The organism is Snuella sedimenti (assembly GCF_016428595.1).
GTDB classification, from domain to species: domain Bacteria; phylum Bacteroidota; class Bacteroidia; order Flavobacteriales; family Flavobacteriaceae; genus Snuella; species Snuella sedimenti.
The window spans coordinates 35,597-55,546 of the sequence record NZ_JAELVQ010000022.1; the positions used below are offsets into that span (position 1 = coordinate 35,597).

Genomic DNA, 19,950 nt, shown 5'->3' on the forward strand with positions numbered 1-19,950 from the left:
AAAGGAAGTATTTAATGGCGAATTACACATGTCTGCCGACAGCTAAGGCAACCTAAAAACGATAAAATTTATTAGATGAAACTATTAAAGATGAACCCTATTCAAAACCTTTTGACCGTAACAATATTTGTGTTTTTTACTAATGGCCTATATGCTCAAATCTCAGGTAAGATTCTTGATAGCAACGATTTGTCACCACTAGAATATGCCACGGCTGCACTGTATAAACAACACGATGGAAGTTTGGTAACAGGTGTCGTAACCAACATTTTAGGAGAGTTTTCCTTAAAGGGAATTAATGCAGGGACCTATTACCTTGAAGCTTCATTTATGGGGTATGCTTCTAATAGAATAGCAAAAATAAAAGTGAACAAAAAGAATGAACAGATACAATTGGGGACTATAAAACTTAGCCTTGGAAGCCAGCTTGACGAGGTTTTGGTTAAAGCTGAGCGATCTACTGTAATTCATAAAATAGACAGACAAGTATTCGATACCAAAAAATACCAAAGCAGTCAGGGAGGCAATGCAGTTGATGTTATTAAAAACCTTCCTTCCGTTACCGTTGATGGCCAAGGAGCTATTAGTGTACGAGGCAGTAAAGGCTTTGCAGTCCTTGTAAACGGTAAGCCAACACAAGGTGATGCTGCCTCTATATTGGCGCAATTACCGGCCAATGCTTTGGAGACTGTTGAATTAATTACGGCACCATCAGCAAAATACGACCCCGAGGGCAAAGGAGGTATTTTAAATATTATAACAAAAAATGGTGCTGTAAATGGCACTTACACACAAATTAATGTTCGTGCTGGGTTTCCTTCCATAGAACCATACGATACTAAACAAGCAGCACAACGGTATGGTATGGACGCTACTTTTAATTCACAATCAGACAAATGGAATGTTTCACTAGGAGCGAGCTACCAACGTAACGATAAAACTGGTAGAAGAGAAGGCGAGCTGTTCATTGTAAATGAAGCAGAAGATAAAACAACCTTTTTACCATCAGATGGCGAGCGTAGCTTTGATGAGATAAGTTATAATGGAAGGTTTAACGTAGACTTTACTCCCGATAAAGCCAATACATTTTCTTTAGGCTTTTTTGCAGGAAAGCATACCAAAGATCGTTTGGCCGATATTGTATATTACGACAATCATGCCGTGTCTCCAATAGGAAGTGATAATCGCTTGTATACAATTGCCTATTACAATCATAATCTGCGTATTCGTAAAGGTGATTTTGCTTTGGGTAGTTTCGATTACGCTCACAAGTTTAACAACGCCTCAAAGTTATCTGCTTCATTTTTATATGAGTATAGCTTTTTAGGAGGCCCAACCGAAAATGATAATTTAGGGCATCCTGATAATAGCATCGTATACCAGCAAGAATATAACACTAATGATAATCCGTTGTATGGTAAACGCTTTAATTTGGATTACCAATGGAAACCATATTCATTTGGGACAATAGAAACGGGATACCAATTCAGGCATTTGAATCATACCGGTGAGTTTGTTTATGAGCGTGATGGTAATTTAGTTCCAGAATTTTCTAGTGACATAAAGTTAAAACGTACCATTCATTCTGGGTATTTACAATTAACAGGAGCACAAAACAAATGGGACTATGCGGCTGGAGTTCGATTGGAATATATGGATAGAAGTTATACCGAATCCTTAAAAAGTATGTTGACTCCCAATACCTATACGTACGACTTTGTTAAATTATTTCCATCGGCTTCACTACAATATGAAGTTAACAGCAAAACCAAGCTAAAGTTAGCCTATAGTAAACGCATAGATAGAACAACGACTTTTAAAATGAACAGTTTTGCCGAACGGGAACATTCTGAAGTATTTGAGCAAGGCGATAATACCCTATTGCCAGAATTTATTGATTTGGTAGAACTTGGCATCACCAAAAACCTCAAAGGGGGGAACTCTGTATATGCAACATCATATTACCGTCATGTTAATAATGTTATAAATCGGGTTAATACTTTGGCATATGAATCTGGAGGTGCCGTAATTGATAGCATTTTAAATCGGGTTTATTCCAATGTTGGCAAGAGCAATGCTCTAGGCGTAGAAGTGGGGGCTACCGTTAAGCCTACAAAGAACTGGACAACCTTTATAGGAGCTAATATTTATGATTATACAATTGATGGATCTCTTTTGTTTAAACATAGAGATGGAATTGAAAGAGCTTATAATGTAGATAGTAAGTCCACAATTTACTCTTTCAATATAAATTCTACGTACTCATTTTGGGAAAATGCCAGCGTGCAATTCTCTTTTAACTACTTATCTGATAGAAATACAGCAATGGGGGAAGACTCTAGGTTTTATTCCCCAAATTTAACAATAAAAAAATGCTTTTTAGATAATCGTTTAGCAGTAACTTTACAATGGCAAAATATAGATATGGGGCTGTTAAACACCAATGAGCAACGTATCACAACCTCAAGGCCCAATGCTTTTTATACTACAACCAATTATGTGTACGAAGTGGATATGGTATCCTTAAACCTATCGTATACCTTTAATAAAACCAAAAATAAAGCTAAGTTTATTGAAAGTGAGTTTGGTAAACGGGAATTTTGATAAAAAAACAGAATAAGCGAATTAACCGCAGCACCATTGCATTTAATTGTATTTTATATTTTATTTAAATCCTGCCAATAATGGTAGGATTTTTTTTATATTAGCATGGTATTTTTCTATAAAAAAATCTTAAATTTTTACTTTAGGAATTTCTAAAAACGCCCTCAAATATGCCCGATAAAAAAATTTCATTTTCGCTTTATTTTTTAGAAAAAATTAATCCATTATCCCATGATTTTAAATTGTTTTATCAAAATTGTGTAAAACATGCTTACTATAAAAAAGGTGAATTTTTAAATACAAGTGGTGACAGATGCAATAAGCTTTATTATATAAAAAAAGGTATAATAAGAGGCTTTCACATTATAGAGAAGAAAGAAATCACGACTTGGTTAAGCAGTGATAATGAATTGGTAACATCAATTACTGGTTTTTTTAAAAATACACGTGCAAAGGAAAGCATGCAAGTGATTGAAGATACTTATGTTGAATATCTTGAGTATAATGATTTCCAAAAGGCACTTAATATGTTTCCAGAAATGACCAAATTATTCACTTCCTTGCTTATTGAATATTATATCCATGCAGAGAATAGGACACTTATGTCTCGTATTCCTTCGGCTAAAGGACGATTCGATCATTTTTTGGAAGCTGGTAATGCCTTTTTGCTTGATAGAGCACCTCATAAGTATTTAGCATCCCTGTTAAGTATGCGCCCCGAGACCTTTAGCCGCCTACTTAGCACCTACCAAATTGATCAAACAGCAAAAATGCAATCTTGATATATATCAAGAAAAGAAGTCTTTTATAACGTTATACTTTTGTTTATCTCAATTAGATTATAAATTTACATCAAAAGAAAAAGCCTTTAAAGCTTTGTCTTTTAAGTTTACCCCCAATCTAACCAATTAACTTTATAAATGTTATAATATATGTTCTCTCTTGTAATAGCCTCTACTACTATTTTAATAGTCACCTTTGGACTTGGTATCGGATTAGGATATCACCTAGGTCAAAAAAGAAAAAAATCTTTGAAATTTTAATTAACTCTCTAAAATTGCGTGTTGATACGTTTATTAATAGGTGTCTCGAAATTTATTTTGGGGCTCCTAATTTTTTGTGCAAACTCATTATAGCAGCCGAAAAAAGCGTCCTTATTTTTTTTGGAAATGAAAAACATATGTTTACATGAATTAGAGACTGTTTAAATTCCACCTTTTGGTTTTGTTATGCCCCTTTTTTTACCACTTTTCGTTATGAAAATCCCCATTTAGCGCTGCTAAACTCCGGTTTTAAAGCCTTAATTTGCAAAAAAATGACCTATAACAACTTTCAAAAACGAATTTTAAACAGTCTCTAATATTTTTGGTATCTTAGAGTTATCTAAACATTAATTAATGAAAGCGCGCGTTTTTTTTCTTATTATATTGTTTATCGGTCTATGGACTTGTGGGCCAGGAAAAGCTATTACCCCAGATCAGAGAGCTACACTAGATAAAACAGTATCTCAAAGAAATTTTACCATTGAAGTCAATGCTGTGTATCCGCAAACAACAAGTAGTATGCAGCAATTATTTAATGCTGGACTTTTTCCTAGAGGAAGTAACCCTTCCCGTATTGATGTTAATTCGGGTGGGTATTATTTAAAAATGCTAAAGGATAGTGTTGATGTTTTTTTGCCGTTTTATGGTGAACGCCATTTTGGAGGAGGTTATAACCCTACCAATACCGGTATTCAATTTAGGTCAGCAATAAAAAATCTAAGTGTAAGTAAAACTAAAAAATCACATGGATATACGCTAAGATTCGATACGTCAAAATCAACAGAAGCGTACCAGATACAAATAAACTTGAATACAGGTAAAACAGCCAATATTTTAGTGAACAGTATGTCCAGGACCGGAATTATGTATACAGGAAATATCGTTTCTAAAAGCACCACTTCCGAATAAAGACTTTGTCCGTGCTTTTTTAGAATGTGAACTCATTTAAACTTTTTCAATTGGCTAAAAAGTTTAAATGAGTTTAATGTTAATTGTGCAAGCACGACAAGATATCTTTATGTTAACTAGACCAAAGATATATAATTTACGAATTGTACCTCCGGAACCCGTGTATACAGATGTTACGGATTTCAAGAAAGTGTTTATAGAACACTATGGAAAGCAACCCCTATCGGCTTCAAAGCCACATATTACCTTAGCGGTTTTCCAAATGCTTCCATATTGTCAGGATACACTTGTAAAAACGTTTGATTCCTTATCCGAAGTACCAGAATTTAGATTAGAAGTGAAGAGTTTTGGGGTGTTCGATGGATCGGCAAAAGTATTGCTACTTAAGATTCCGATGTCCGAAACTATGGGGCAATTACATATGCAAATTAGAATTTTATGGGAACGGGACTTACATCGAAAAAAAAACACTTTAATTGTACCCAGCATACCTCATATGACCATTTCGAAAGTTAAGGATGCAGCCATTTTATATAAAGCTCTGGAACGGTTTCAAAATACACCGTACTACGCTAGTTTTCTTGTTGATCATTTGGTGTTAACAGCTAGACCACCTAGTAAAACATGGGATTGGAGCCATAAGATAAGTTTGAAGTCCGAGTAAACACATTACAAATACACAACTGCATATCAGTTGGTTACGAATTAAAAAAGTTGTTGATTATAAATTTTATGACTAAATTTATTGAATTAGCTGCTCCTAAAAACTTCGAAAAATTTAAAACTAAAATAAAATGAATGTAAAGGACATTAAGGCATTTGGTACAGAATCAGCTGATGCCGATTTGGAGCAGTTAACGATTAATAGAAGAGAAATTACACCTAAAGATGTAGAAATAGACATTTATTACTGTGGTGTATGTCATTCCGATTTGCATTTTGCCCGAAACGATTGGGGCTTTTCTGTTTACCCCGTAGTCCCAGGTCATGAAATAGTGGGTAAGGTTATTAAAACAGGAGAGGAAGTAACCAAACATAAGGTCGGTGACTTGGTAGCTGTTGGGTGTTTGGTAGATTCCTGTAGAACTTGCAACAATTGCAAAAATGATCTTGAGCAATATTGTCCGGAATGGGTAGGTACATATGGTGGTCATGATAAACATTTAAACATGCAAACTTTTGGGGGCTATTCTGAAAGCATTGTGGTCGATGAAGATTTTGTGCTTGTGGTTCCAGATAATCTTGACCCTGCAGGTGTAGCACCCGTACTTTGTGCAGGTATCACTACTTGGTCGCCCTTAAGGCACTGGAAAATTGGAAGTAACAGTAAAGTAGCGGTTATTGGGCTAGGAGGTTTAGGTCATATGGCTATAAAATTGGCTGATGCACTTGGAGCAGATGTAACGCTACTATCAAGGTCGCCCAATAAAACTCAGGATGCTCTGGACTTAGGAGCAGACCGAGTCGTTATATCAACCGATGAGAATCAAATGGCAGAAATACAAGGCCATTTCGACCTTATTATAGATACGGTACCTTATGTACATGATATCAATCCCTATGTGGGTACTTTGGCCACTAATGGGACTTTGGTTTTGGTAGGTTATTTAGGTCCCTTAGATCCTATGTTAAATTCAGTACCCATGATAATGGGACGAAAAACCGTAGCCGGTTCTTTGATTGGTGGTATAGCAGAAACGCAGGAATTATTGGATTTTTGCGGAAAACACGGTATTACTTCAGAAATTGAGATGATTCGCATTCAAGATATTAATAAGGCTTATGAGCGTATGCTAAAGAGTGATGTACATTATCGTTTTGTGATAGATATGGCTTCATTAAAAAATAGTTAACAACGAAATCATTTTTAAGATTGGGTAATTTCGATAGTTTTAAAACGAGCATATTATGAGTATGACTAAACTAAAACGCCCCAAACACAAGGGAAGTGGTAGGGTCTTTAAAAATGCGCTTTTAGAAAAGCTAACCAAAACACATATTGCAATTCCCTTAACCATGTTTACTACTATCGCCTGTTGCTTGATTTATTATGGTATTGTAGAAAAGGGGTTTACTACGCCGGTAATAATCTTATTGTTTGTTGCAGGGGTATTTGTATTTACCTTAGTAGAATATTTGTTTCACAGGTATATTTACCATATTAAACCGCATACACATACTCTAGAAGATATAAGCTATAAAATGCATGGCATACATCATGACTATCCTAAAGACAAACAACGTTTAGCCATGCCTCCCATTTTAGCACTAATAATAGCTTCATTTTTTTTTATTTTATACAGAGCCATCATGGGTGATTTTGTATTTGGGTTTTTAGCAGGTTTTTTAATGGGATATACCTTGTGTTTAAGTATTCATTTTAGCATTCACATTTTTAAAGTTCCCAATAATTTTCTAAAAGCACTTTGGTACCACCATGCAATACATCATTATAGGCAACCCAACAAGGCTTTTGGTGTATCTTCTCCATTTTGGGATTATGTTTTTGGAACCATGCCAGAACTCCGAAAGACAGCAACAAAATCCGGTGTGTTTATTGATAAAGATTAAGAAGTATTTAAGCTTACATCCTTACAAAAGCCTGAAGTTCTAATCATCTGATAACTAACACTTCTAAATATAATCATCAATGAAAGCTTATAAATATTTTTATTGAATTAAAAGTTTAAAACGAGGTAAGTGTGCTTTACCTAAATTATTAATTGATCAGAACTACAAGTGTTGTAGGTTAATTTTATATACAAAAAAGATATTTTGACATATTATGTTGAAAATTATTACATTAATGTTGTTTTTGAGTTTATATTTTTTTAGTTTTGGCTCACCAAGGCCATAAGGCTTTTCTCTCGCAAAAAATATTAGTAACCTAAAATTATTAAATTATGGAAAAGTCTAAAAAATCCATTCCTTTTGAATCACTAGCCCAGGAGGCAAGATCGGTGAATAAGTTTCTTGTCAATGAAAACTCTATCATGTCTGAAATAGCCGCTGCAGAACCCACTGTAATAAGTGAAATATTATCAGCCGAACCGGCCATGATTGAAAATATTTTATCTACCGAGCCAGCAATGTTATCGGAAATTGCTTCCTCAGAGCCAGTTATCTTGGGGGAGATGATGGTTGCCGAACCAACTCTATTTGCAGAAGTAGCCGCAGCAGAGCCAGCTATGATTGGTGAAATAGCTGCAGCAGAACCCGCTGTTTTTTCAAAGCTAGCTACTGCAGAGCCTGTTGCTTTTGGACAAGCTATATCTGGTATAATTTCAGAAATAGCAACCTCAAAAAAGTAGCCCATAGCACCCTAATCTATTTTAAAAGATTTAGTCATTCGAGTCTAGATTCAATAAACTTTACAATAATTTCTCGATTATGACGCCAGAAATTTTTTTGTCAAAAATTAAGGAGTTGCCAGAAGAGTGGGAACCAAACCATGTAGGATCAAACGTACTTGCACCTCTGTTTTCATATATCCTCACAGAACCTGTTGTATACAATCAAGGACGTGAGATACTAACAAATAAATTATTAAGCCTTACTTTAAGTATGGCCAGAAAGCATGCGCCATATTATTCGGAGTTAATACCAGATAAAAATGATTGGCAAGTTGATCAATTGGACGCATTGCCGATGATCGACAAATCCGAACTCTATACGCATCATTCCAATATACTTTCTGATGTTACAACATTTGGTTTTGTAACATTTACAACCGGAACAACCAACCAAGCCCCTTTGTTAATTGAGCGTTCGCAAGAAGAACAATTATACTTACAGAACTTTTTTTCTATTTTACAATCGGATGCACTGAAATCTAAAAAGCTAAAACCTTTAGGTATTGTTGAAGGTTCTATGAACCACGGAGCTGTTTTGCGGTTACCTGGTATAGGCTATAATTTCATGATTGAACTAACTAAGGACTATGGCGTCATTAGAACAGCTTGGTTATTACAAAATAAATTTAACTTCAACGGAATTGAAAACAAGGTAAGCCATATGAATACGACTGTTATGGGCTTGAGTTATTTACATCAGTACCTTACAGAAAATAACATAGAAATCCCATCAGGTCAACTTAAATCCATTACAATTTTTGGATGGCCGGTACCTAAGAGCCGACGTAAAGCATTTGAAGCTTATTTTAAGGTGCCTATTCATGATAATTACTCAATGTCCGAAATGTTTGGAGGTGCGAAATATTGTCAGGAGTGCGATGGTTATCATTTCGACCCGTTTGTTGTTCCCGAGCTTATAGATTTGGAAACCAATAAACAAATTAAAACCGGAACGGGCGAACTTGTTTTAACACCTCTATTTCCCTTTACACAACGTTTTGTTTTAATCCGTTACCGTACAGGGGATCTCATTGATGTCAATAAAGCAACTTGTAACAAAGGAATATTAGTCTACCGTTTTAGAGGCCGCTTAAAACGCTGTGTAAAAGTAGCCCCTTATATCTATTTTGGAGAAGCTGAAGTTGCCAAATCTATCGATGCAATTACCGAATTGAACAGAGCCCCCTCTGGATTTCACATTTTTAAGGACAACGATAAAAATAATTGGGCCTTATTTAAAATGATTAAGTCGGGCGATACAATTGAAATTCAGGCCGAACTCAAATCCAACCCCATAGAAACACCTACCACTGCATTAAATGTAGAAAAACAAATCTACAATCACATTCTTAATGAGTTACCCGAATCTACTACACATTGGATAAAATCCAACCCACAAAAGTTTAAAATTACTTTAAAACCGCCTTTTAGTGTTAAGGAAAGAGATTATTGGAATTTATAAATCATAACTCTAAATATAATAACAAAAGGAATTCAGATTCTGAATTAAAACATTTAACATGGAAACACAAACAACAATTAGTGACATTCTAAAAGAAACTCCTGTTGTAAAAGGGAGGAGTAAATACTTGTACGACTATGATGCCAACCATTATGTAGCGAAATTAATCCCATCACTATCCAGTTTTACCTATAACCGTCATGAAATGGTTGATAAAACGCAAAATTTGCGTTTGGATTTTTATGAAATGGCTGTTGCATTACTAAATAAGCATAATATCCCAACAGCTTATGTAAAGCGGTTGGATACAGATGTTTATTTAACACAGAAATGTACAAGTCCGCCATTTGAAGTGATTGTAAAAAATTACGCCGTTGGTTCTACCCAACGAAAATATCCGGGACTCTTTGACGACAATTACAAATTTTCCAATCCTATAGTTAAATTTGATTATAGAATAGATCCTGAAGATTTACCAATAAGTGCAGATTATTTAAGAGAATATGGTGAAGACCCAGAATTACTTAAGAGCTTAGCTTTAAAGACGAATGATATCTTAAGCGAATGGCTCTACCCAAGAGTGTTAGTAGATTTTTGCCTTATTTTCGGTACTAACAAAGCAGGAGAGGTATGTATCACATCAGAGATTTCTCCAGATTGTATGCGGCTTAAATCTGAAGCAGGAGCCTCATTGGATAAGGATCTGTTTCGTAGTGGTAAAAACCATCATGAAATTGTTGCCGTATGGACAGATTTAATAACAGATTTAAAATCGAAATAATGCACAACAAAACGTTATTGATTACAGGCTCTAACCGTGGTACGGGCTATGGTATAGCTGAGTATTTTTACAATAAAGGATATACCATTATATCGCTCAACAGAACACTAAAAAAAGAAGCCTGGTTAGGAGAAATTGAGTGCGATCTTCGTTATCCTGATCGAATTATTGATATATGTGAAGTCCTCGTTGAAAATGATGTATCCATTGATGTATGTATCTTAAACGCCGCTATTAGAAAACTGTCGTTCATGGAAGAGATGGCGTATGAAGATTGGAGGGATTCAGTCGCAATTAATTATACTGCAGTTTTTTATCTGTTAAAATCCTTATTGCCTATATTTAAGGTATCCAAAACCTATGTAACGGTTATGGGAAGCCATGCTGCTAGCCATTATTTTGAGGGAGGTATGGCTTATTGCAGTACTAAGGCAGCATTAAAAGCAATGGTTGAAGTATTTATACAAGAAACGCGAACCTATGATATACGAACTACTTTGATAAATGCTGGAGCTATTAATAATAGGCCCAAGGGAAATGCAGACAAAAAAATACAACCCGAAAGTATTGCCCAGTGTATTTACTCCATTGTTAATTCCAACGCCGATATGCTGTTAGGGGAATTGGAAATACGCCCATCTCAACCATTACAATCAAAAGATATGGGAATAATGAAATTACAGTATGTATAAAGAGCAGAATTTATCAAATACTATCTTTTATTCAGATCTAGACGGCACTTTATTAAATAATAATGCCGAATTATCTCTAGAATGCTCTCAAGGTCTTAAAGGGCTGATAGATAAAGGGTTGTTGTTTGGTGTTGCCAGTGCTCGAAACCTAACCACAATTGCACGAATGTTACATGGTATATCATTGAGTTTACCTGTAATTAACCTTAACGGGGCATACATTTCAGATATCAACAAAATGCAACATATTCAAATTAACGGAATTGATCAAGTTATAAAAGAGGATATTCTTGAATCTATTAAAAAGCATAACCGTGGAGTGTTTATTTCTAATCATAAAGATAATAAAGATGGTATCGTACATTATGGCTTGAAGAATTTTGGCGAAGAGTGGTATCTTAAAGACAGGAAAAGCTGCAAGGGACAATTGTTAATTTCGGACGATACATTGTCCAACGTGGCTTCAAGCGAAATCACCTGCTTTACATTTATAGACAATAAAGAACCTCTGGAGGCCTTAAAGGCTACTATTCTTGATAAATACTCCTACGGTGTTGAAGTCCATTTGTTTGAAAATCAATACTCCAAAGGATGGTACTGGTTAACGGTACACAGCCACTTGGCTAATAAGTCAAAAGCCATTAAGTTTATTATGGAACAATATAACTATACAGACAAGCTACTAACGGTTTTTGGCGACAGCATGAACGATTTGGAAATGTTTAATATGGCCGATACGGCCATTGCTGTTAATAATGCCATTCCCTGCATTAAAGAAAAATCGACTTTTGTTATTGGTAATAATAATACTGGTAGTGTTGTTAACTATCTAAGCACCCTAAAGCATTATTGAATGTTTAAAGACGAATGGACATCCAACAAATAATAAGCTTATGTCATTCCCCTGTTCTTACAGAAGTTTATGGTTATGAGGAGCGTATTGAAACACATAGTGCCTGGATATTATTATGCAATGCCTATGTTTTTAAAATAAAAAAGCCTGTTAAGTTCAGGTTCTTGGATTATTCAGAACTATCAAAACGAAAATTTTACTGTGAGGAAGAGCTTAGGTTAAACAGTCGGTTTGCTCCTAAAGTATATATAAAAGTATTACCAATTACCGTCCACAATAACAGCTACCATATAGGAGATGATAACAAGCGTATTATAGACTATGCAGTTATGATGAGGCGCCTAAAAGACAGTTGTTTTCTATCAAATATTTATAAATGTGGTTTATCTATTAAGACAAGTGAACTCCAACTACTAGCAGCGCAAATAGGGAGCATTCATAAAGCTTCGGATATTTGTTCACAGTTTGATTACAATAAACTAGCACATCGATTAAATCAGGTCTTGGAATTAGAAGACGATATTTATAAGGTGTTTGGTGTCTCAGGAACAAATTTAATTGAAGCGGTAACACATACTTCCAACCGTTTTTTAAGTACTCATAAGGCCGTGTTTTCGGAACGGCTCGCTAGGCATTTCATTAGGGGTGTTCATGGTGATCTACATACCGGGAATATTCATATGAGCAATAGGCATATCTCAATTATTGATTGCATTGAGTTTAATGCAAATTATAGAAACATCGATCTATTGGATGATATTGCGGCAATTTTGGTTGATTTTGATCTATTCAGTAGGGTAGATGACGCCAATACATTCCTTACTTCGTACAACAAACAACTTAACGCCCCCCACTTTTTTAACCAGAGATTATTAAACTATTACAAAATGCAGCGGGCCGTTACCAGGTTTAGTGTTTGCTTACTCGACAAAACCAATAGTAAGAATACTGAATGCGCCTATGGCTACTATACATTAATCAAAAATTACTTAAAGCTTCTACATATATAACAAAAGTATCTTTTGTTTACTTTTCACTTTCTACATGTTTACACATTAAACATTAATTATCGGCAGGATACCATAAAAGTAAAATTTAGCTTATATTGGTAATATTAAGTAATTTACAAATAAGTTAAACCGTTTTATACTGTGATCCGAAATTCGATAAGGCTTTTGTATCGAGTAACCAACCTTACGTTAATATCTATGAGAAGAGCATTCTTGTTATCGCTTGGTATTATTGCTATATTAAGCTGTACTTCTTGTGAAGACCTTGATAACGAAACACCTATAATTGAGCGAATTACAATAGACAACATTACACTTCCAGAAGGGTTTACCATTACAAAACTATACCAGCCAATGGCTAACAATCAAGGTTCTTGGGTTAGTATTACAAAAGACGATCAAGGATGTTTTTATACATCAGATCAATATGGAAGTATTTACAAATCTACTCTTATTAACAGTCCGGATAAACCAGATAGCTTAAGTGTTGAAAAACTAGATGTAAGTATTGGTCGTGCTCAAGGATTACTATGGCATAAAAAGGTTTTATACGCCTTGGTCAATTCTATTGACAAAACCATAGAAAGTGGATTATATAAAGTTTACGATTCCACTGGTGGGAGGGATTTAAATGCAGTAAAACAATTAAAAGCGATTCATGGTGAAGGAGAACATGGACCCCATAATATTGTGTTATCACCAGATGAAACCTCTCTATTTCTGGTTTTTGGCAATCATACAGACATCCCATCTGATGTTAGGGGAGCCGTTCCAGATGTTTGGCACGAAGATAATTTACTTCCCGTTATTAAAGACCCTAGCGGACATGCTAACGACAGAATGGCACCAGGAGGCTGGGTTGCCAGGACTGACTTGGAAGGTGAACACTGGACGCTTATTAATGTAGGAACAAGAAACACGTATGATTTGGCTTTTAATAGAGATGGTGAATTGTTTGGTTTTGATTCTGATATGGAATATGACATGGGAATGCCTTGGTACAGACCTATCCGTTTAAACCATATGACTACTGGTGCCGATTACGGTTGGCGTACGGGTACGGGTAAGTTCAAGGATTTTTATCCAGATAACCTTCCCGGCATTGCCAATCTCGGACAAGGCTCGCCAACTGGCGTAGTAAGCGGTAGTGGTCTTAAATTTCCGGCATATTACCAAAAGGGGCTTTTTCTATTTGATTGGAGTTACGGAACTATATACCATGCCAAGCTAAGCCCACAGGGTAGCACATATGAAGCCCAAATTACCGAATTCTTATCCGGGATACCATTACCACTTACTAATGGTATAGTAGGGAGTGATGGTGCCTTGTATTTTTTAACGGGTGGCAGACGCCTAGAATCGGGATTTTACAGGGTAAAATATGAAGGCACATTGCATTCGGAAATACTAAATCTAAAGGAACGTTCCAAAGGCAAAAAGCAAAGACGTTTACGACAACAACTGGAAGCATTGCATTTAAAACCCTCAGAGACTAAGCTGCCTTTTATATTGAAATACTTAGACCACGAAGAGCGGTTTATTCGCTTTGCTGCTCGTATTGCTTTGGAACACTTAGATTATGAACTTTGGAAAGATAAAATACAGCAGAAGTATTCCATAACTAAAACTATCGCTTTAGCCATAGCAATTGCCAGACATGGGAATGACATCGACCGTTTAAAAGCTATGGACATAATATTGGCGATAGATTGGAGTACATTAAAGCCTACAGAAAAAACAGACTTTATAAGAGGGCTCGATTTGTTGTTGGTACGAATGCAACGGCCATTACCAAATCACCAATCTGAAAGAATAAAAGAGACCTTACTACCAAGTTATTTAACAGAAACCAATGCAATTAATGAAGAGGTATGTAAAATTTTAAGTTACATCCAAGCCAGCGAGATTATAGCGCCGACATTAGATGTTATGGAAACAGATTCGGATACAGAAAGCATGAAAGCCTTGTACTTATCTGGAGATATTACACAACGGAGTGAACAGTACGGAAAGGATGTAGAACAGATGCTACATAACATGCCAAATGCACAACACATAAGTTATGCTAAAAGTTTAAGTTATCTCGGCAAAGGATGGACACCCGATTTAAGGGAACGTTATTTTATATGGTACGGCAAAGCGCTTCAAAAAGCCGGCGGAAAGATGTATACAAAGTTTATAAAGGCGATTCGAGAACAAGCACTATCGTATGTTCCCGAAGATAGCAAAGCCTACCTTTTGTCATTGTCTGAAATTAAGACACCTGAAAACTTAAATGAAATAGACACTGTTAAACAACCAGTTGGTCCGGGGCTAAATTGGACGGTAGAACTGCTTATGTCTGCCTACGAGGCAAATAAGACAAAAGCCGATATAGCGCATGGTAAAAAAATGTTTAGAGCCACTTTGTGCGTGGCATGCCATAGTATTAAAGGGGAAGGCGGAAGTTCAGGTCCTGAGTTGACCAAAATTGGCTCTAGGTTTTCCGTAGGTGATATTGGAGAGGCCATTGTAAATCCTTCGGGAACAATTGGCGACCGCTATCGCTATTCTAACTACTACATGAAAGATGGTTCTGTTGTAACGGGAATTATCATCAATAAAGATGAAACTACGTTAGAATTGAGCACCAATGCCTTTTCTTTAGATAGTACTATTGAAATTAAAAACGACAGTATAGTAAAAGTCGAGCCTTCTCCCATATCGCCTATGCCACCTGGGTTGATTAATAGCATGAATGCTCAGGAGCTCACCGATTTAATAGCCTATATGCTGTCCGCAGCGGGAAAATAAAACACTATCGTCGTTGTCCAGAGAACTCCATAGCTTCGCCCTTACCAAAGCCATAGCTAATGCCAAAGGTTACAAAGCGTCCGCGTTTTCTACTATTAAAGGCGTAGAAGTTTGCTTGGGAAGAAGTATATTTATCAATGCGTGATGCAAAAACATCACGTATGCTCAGGTTTAAAATGGTTTTCCCTTTCAATATCTTTTTACGTATACCCATGTCGACATATAAACGATCGGATTCCTCGCCTTGAACAGTTGTAAATTTAGATTCATAATTTCCCGAAAGTTCCAAGTCAAATTCTGAAGGTAGCTTGAATTTGGAGGTCATATTGGATGACCAACGGTTTCCTTTAAAATCAAAAGTTTGTATATTAAATACACCTGTTCTTTTAAAGAAATTGATATTAAAATCACTTGACAAAGTAAACCATTTAATAGGGGTATATTTTCCGTTGCATTCAAATCCTGTTGTATTACTTGTTCCTATATTTTCGGGTTGTGACGTACTAATATTGTTTTCAAAAGAGATAATGTTTTCTATAACATCGGTAGTATATCGGTGGTAAAGGCTAAAATTAAGGGACAGGTCTTCCATTTTATGGACAGTAGTAAGTTCATAGGAATCGGTATACTCTGGTTGTAAATCGGGGTTACCTCTGTAGATATTAAAGGTGTTTCTAATGTTGTTAAACGGATTTAGCTGTCGTAACCTTGGTCTGTTTATTCGTTTGGAAAAACCTGCTTGTAATGAAAAGCCTTCCGAAAGCTTATATGAGGTATGGAAACTAGGGAAAAAGTTTGCGTAGGTATTGTTGTTGGCTTCCCCTGTTGTTCGCAATAGCGTAGCAATATCGGTATGTTCAAGTCTTAACCCAAGTTTTACTCCCCAAATAGCACCTTCGTATGCCAACGTTCCGTATAGGGCCAATACACTTTGGTCAAAATCAAACTGATTGGTTAAATCGGGATTACTTACCCAATCATCATTTATAAGATCGCGTACCACATAATCGTTGGAAACATTATTAATAACGTATTGTCCGCCTGTTTCAAACGTATATTTTTCTAAAAAAGGATGTGTATAATCCAATTTAAAAGTGTAATCTTCCAATTTATAATCGGTACGGGTATCTTGTTGAGTTTCGGAAGTTGTTCCAGTAATCGGGCTATTGGTAAATACAGAAGATTGGTCTTTTCCAAAAGAACTTCCTAAGGCACTAAATAGCAAGTCTTGGTCTTTATGGCGTTTAAAATCCTTCTTGTATTGCAACTCATAGCGTAATTTAGGATTGGTAGCTTCTGTCGTTTCGGATCTTAACCAACTATCGACCATAGTATTGTCTCCATGGATCTTATTGAAGTTAGCATCAAAAAACTGGTCTTCTACCTCATAAGCGTATGATCCGGAAAGCGTCACGACATTGTAATGGTTTATGTGGTAATCGGTTCCTAGTAGGATATTGGCAAACTTTTCATCAAAATCACCAGATCCTACACTTGTAATGGTGGTATCATTACTGATGTCCCTGTTTATGGACTTCGTTTTATTTGGAAACGTACGTTTCCCAATTCCCATTTGGGTAAACAGATTAAACTTCTCGGTACGCTTATTAAGGCTTAAGCCCACACTATTACTGGTTGGTGTCCCTATATTCAAGGTTGCCGATCCATTTAAACCACGCTTTTCAGATTTTTTAATGACGATGTTTATAATACCGGCCGTACCTTCGGCATCATACTTTGCTGAAGGATTGGTAATTACCTCAATCTTTTCAATCATATCGGCAGTAATCGTTCCCAAAGCGTTGCCTTCGGCTGATGCCAAGACAGAAGGTTTGCCATTAATTAGTATTTGTACACCTTGACTACCGCGTAAACTAATCACGCCTTCTATACTTACATTTACAGAGGGTACGTTGTTTAATACTTCGAGTGCACTGGCTCCAGTAGAACTTATGTCTGCTCCTACATGGAACACGCGCTTATCCAACTTAAATTCTGTCTGTGATTTTTCGGCGCGTACTACAACTTCACCTAAAGCTTCCAAGTTTTCAGTTAGCATTAAATTATTTAAATCGATTGTTTTTGTAACGACATCAAACGTTTTAATAGCTAGAGTGTTATAGCCCATAAAGCTAACTTCAATATAAAAATTGGAAGCACGGGTGGTCAAAGTAAAGTCTCCTTCACTACTGGAAACTGTTCCCGTTATTGGGCTATCGGTTGTCCTATCTAATATTGAAATGGTAGCGTACTCTATAGGTTGTTGACTTTCTGCATCTATAACACGTCCAATGATTTTTAGCGCCTGATTTTGGGCAAAAGCTATAGTCCCTGAAAGGATTAAAAGGCAAAGTGTTAAAAATTGAAAGTTGTTAAAGCGCATAAACCTTATTTCTTTGTGTATTTATAGCAAAGATAATTGTCCAGACATACATAGTAGGGAAGCCTATGTGTTAAAATTTATATAAAGTTAAGAGATATCACTTATACATATTTATGTAATGTAAGGGCGTTTTTTTATGGGTTTGTGTTACATGCAACAAATCTATTTCCATTAATTTAAGATATTTTTAAAAGAATTCGCCTTAATTTAACCTATCTTTGTATTTTAGTTATTTAGACAGCGTTTCTTTTTTTAATTTTACTTCAATTTTAATCAATCCTTTGCTTTCTTCAATACTTTAATAGTTGCGTAGCGTATCATGCATTTAGATTATGAAGCCCGTTGGATTCGATTATAAAAATAGTTTTCCTTCATATTTTATTCTTATTTAATTCCTAAATACCTACCTAACTTCAAAGTAGTTTAAAATTTTATAGACTTTAAACTATATGATTTTTGAGATGTTATATAATATTAAATGAGATGAGTACCAGTATAAAAAAACCAACATTTTCAAGAGCCATTAATTCTGATTTTCCACGAACGTTAAGAAACCGCGTTAATACGTATTTCAAAACCAATAATAAGAGTAAAAAAGGTAATGCAACTATGGTTGTTAAGACTATTATTATGCTTTCTCTGTTTTTAGCACCTCTAATACTATTGTCCACAGGCATAATATCTTCTGTATGGCTACTTTTTTTGTTGTATATTATAAGTGGATTTGGCATGGCGGGAATAGGCATGGGAGTAATGCACGATGCTATTCACGGATCGTACTCAAAAAACAAGAAAATAAATTCGCTTTTAGGCCATACCTTTAATCTTATTGGTGCAAATGCGACCGTATGGAAAATACAACACAATGTACTGCACCATACCTATACCAATATTGAGCACGCCGATGATGATCTTAATGCGCCCTTTTTCCTTCGTTTCTCACCACATGCCAAGCACTATTGGATACACCAGTTTCAACATATTTATATATGGTTTTTCTATGGCATATCTACCATATCCTGGATAACTACAAAAGATTTTATTCGCCTAAAACGCTATAGGAATATGGGGTTTTTAGACAAAAAATACGAATATAAAAAGGCGCTCACATATATGACCGCATGGAAACTCTTCTATTATAGTTATGCGCTGTTATTACCGCTGCTTATAGTGCCACAGGCGTGGTGGATAATAGTACTGGCATTTTTAAGTATGCATTTTGTAACTGGGCTTTTAGTAAGCATTGTTTTTCAAATAGCACATATTATGCCCTCTACCGAGTTTCCGCTTCCCGACAAGGAAGGAATGATACATGCAAGTTGGTACAGCCATCAGTTTGAGACTACAAGTAATTTTTCACCAAAAAACAAACTTTTGTTCTGGCTAATAGGTGGGTTAAATTATCAAATCGAACATCATTTACTGCCAGATGTATGTCATATACACTATAAGGAATTAACTAAAATTGTCTCGGAAACAGCTCAAGAATTTGGGTTGCCATATCATGTTAAAAAAAATATATTTCATGCCATTTCCGACCACATAAAAATGCTGAAACACTTAGGAAAAAAACAAATGGTAAGCATGGTTTAAAAGCTACCACTAATTTTAATTAAAAGAAAAAATGATGATAAAAACATTTATAAGTAAATTAATGAATACCAATAAAGCAATAATTATGAAAGAAGGTACAGTAAAATTTTTCAATAACGCCAAAGGATTTGGCTTTATTACCATTAAAGATTCTGAAGAAGAAATTTTTGTTCACACATCTAATCTTATCGATGACATAAAAGAAAACGATACCGTAAAGTTTGATGTTGAAAAAAGTGAAAAAGGTCTAAGTGCCATAAAGGTGAGCTTAGCATAATAAACATTGTTAAAAGGAAGCCATCTTAACGGATGGTTTCTTAACTATAATGAACCACACGAGGCAGCGCCTCGAAGAATTCTTTTCGATTAAAACAGCAGATATTCTAATTAATTTCTCAAAATAAAAGCGAAATTTAAATCGGCTTTGGGCATTTAGAACATACTTCTCTGGGTCTTTATGTTATTGCTCTCGTT

Annotated in this window: 16 protein-coding genes; 15 read left to right on the forward strand and 1 reads right to left on the reverse strand. The window is 35.5% G+C overall.

Features of this window, described 5'->3' with window-relative positions:
• The first annotated feature begins 75 nt into the window (after positions 1 to 75).
• The 13 genes from JF259_RS14220 to JF259_RS14280 all read left to right on the forward strand — a co-directional run bounded on the left by JF259_RS14220 (position 76) and on the right by JF259_RS14280 (position 15,500).
• On the forward strand, positions 76 to 2,604 hold the full coding sequence (locus JF259_RS14220) for an outer membrane beta-barrel protein (protein ID WP_233164299.1): 2,529 nt from the start codon (positions 76 to 78) through the stop codon (positions 2,602 to 2,604).
• 170 nt (positions 2,605 to 2,774) lie between these two features.
• Entirely contained in the window at positions 2,775 to 3,386 is a 612-nt protein-coding gene (locus JF259_RS14225; protein WP_199116201.1) for a Crp/Fnr family transcriptional regulator, read from the forward strand.
• A gap of 615 nt (positions 3,387 to 4,001) precedes the next feature.
• Positions 4,002 to 4,556, forward strand: a complete 555-nt coding sequence (locus tag JF259_RS14230) for a DUF4251 domain-containing protein (RefSeq protein ID WP_199116202.1) — start codon at positions 4,002 to 4,004, stop codon at positions 4,554 to 4,556.
• 67 nt (positions 4,557 to 4,623) lie between these two features.
• Positions 4,624 to 5,220 (forward strand): 2'-5' RNA ligase family protein, encoded by a 597-nt coding sequence (locus JF259_RS14235; RefSeq protein ID WP_199116203.1) that lies wholly within the window; start codon positions 4,624 to 4,626, stop codon positions 5,218 to 5,220.
• Between the two features lie 130 nt (positions 5,221 to 5,350).
• Positions 5,351 to 6,409 carry an NAD(P)-dependent alcohol dehydrogenase gene (locus tag JF259_RS14240; protein ID WP_199116204.1) on the forward strand — a complete coding sequence of 353 codons (1,059 nt, stop codon included), beginning with the start codon at positions 5,351 to 5,353 and terminating at the stop codon, positions 6,407 to 6,409.
• A 55-nt stretch (positions 6,410 to 6,464) separates the two neighbouring features.
• Positions 6,465 to 7,127, forward strand: coding sequence for a sterol desaturase family protein (locus JF259_RS14245; RefSeq protein ID WP_199116209.1), 663 nt, complete (start codon positions 6,465 to 6,467; stop codon positions 7,125 to 7,127).
• 332 nt (positions 7,128 to 7,459) lie between these two features.
• Complete coding sequence (locus tag JF259_RS14250) at positions 7,460 to 7,867, forward strand: hypothetical protein (protein WP_199116210.1); 408 nt, start codon at positions 7,460 to 7,462, stop codon at positions 7,865 to 7,867.
• 79 nt (positions 7,868 to 7,946) lie between these two features.
• On the forward strand, positions 7,947 to 9,371 hold the full coding sequence (locus tag JF259_RS14255) for a phenylacetate--CoA ligase family protein (protein ID WP_199116211.1): 1,425 nt from the start codon (positions 7,947 to 7,949) through the stop codon (positions 9,369 to 9,371).
• A 58-nt stretch (positions 9,372 to 9,429) separates the two neighbouring features.
• Entirely contained in the window at positions 9,430 to 10,152 is a 723-nt protein-coding gene (locus tag JF259_RS14260) for a phosphoribosylaminoimidazolesuccinocarboxamide synthase (RefSeq protein WP_199116212.1), read from the forward strand.
• Positions 10,152 to 10,844, forward strand: coding sequence for an SDR family NAD(P)-dependent oxidoreductase (locus JF259_RS14265; protein WP_199116213.1), 693 nt, complete (start codon positions 10,152 to 10,154; stop codon positions 10,842 to 10,844). Before JF259_RS14260 ends, JF259_RS14265 begins: the two co-directional genes overlap by 1 nt.
• The gene (locus tag JF259_RS14270; protein WP_199116214.1) at positions 10,837 to 11,697 is read left to right on the forward strand and encodes an HAD-IIB family hydrolase; all 861 of its coding nucleotides are present in this window, start codon (positions 10,837 to 10,839) and stop codon (positions 11,695 to 11,697) included. The genes JF259_RS14265 and JF259_RS14270 overlap by 8 nt, the downstream gene beginning before the upstream one ends.
• A 14-nt stretch (positions 11,698 to 11,711) precedes the next feature.
• Positions 11,712 to 12,707, forward strand: coding sequence for a hypothetical protein (locus JF259_RS14275; RefSeq protein ID WP_199116215.1), 996 nt, complete (start codon positions 11,712 to 11,714; stop codon positions 12,705 to 12,707).
• A 198-nt stretch (positions 12,708 to 12,905) separates the two neighbouring features.
• Entirely contained in the window at positions 12,906 to 15,500 is a 2,595-nt protein-coding gene (locus JF259_RS14280; protein ID WP_199116216.1) for a c-type cytochrome, read from the forward strand.
• A 4-nt stretch (positions 15,501 to 15,504) separates the two neighbouring features.
• On the opposite strand, the gene JF259_RS14285 is transcribed toward JF259_RS14280, so the two are convergent.
• A complete protein-coding gene (locus JF259_RS14285) occupies positions 15,505 to 17,883 on the reverse strand; it encodes an outer membrane beta-barrel family protein (RefSeq protein ID WP_199116217.1) in 2,379 nt (792 codons plus the stop codon).
• Positions 17,884 to 18,366: 483 nt separating this feature from the next.
• On the opposite strand from JF259_RS14285, the gene JF259_RS14290 reads away from it, so the two are divergent.
• Together JF259_RS14290 and JF259_RS14295 are read left to right on the forward strand one after the other, a co-directional pair.
• The gene (locus tag JF259_RS14290) at positions 18,367 to 19,476 is read left to right on the forward strand and encodes a fatty acid desaturase family protein (RefSeq protein ID WP_199116218.1); all 1,110 of its coding nucleotides are present in this window, start codon (positions 18,367 to 18,369) and stop codon (positions 19,474 to 19,476) included.
• A 31-nt stretch (positions 19,477 to 19,507) separates the two neighbouring features.
• On the forward strand, positions 19,508 to 19,753 hold the full coding sequence (locus JF259_RS14295) for a cold-shock protein (RefSeq protein ID WP_317192093.1): 246 nt from the start codon (positions 19,508 to 19,510) through the stop codon (positions 19,751 to 19,753).
• Positions 19,754 to 19,950: the final 197 nt, after the last annotated feature.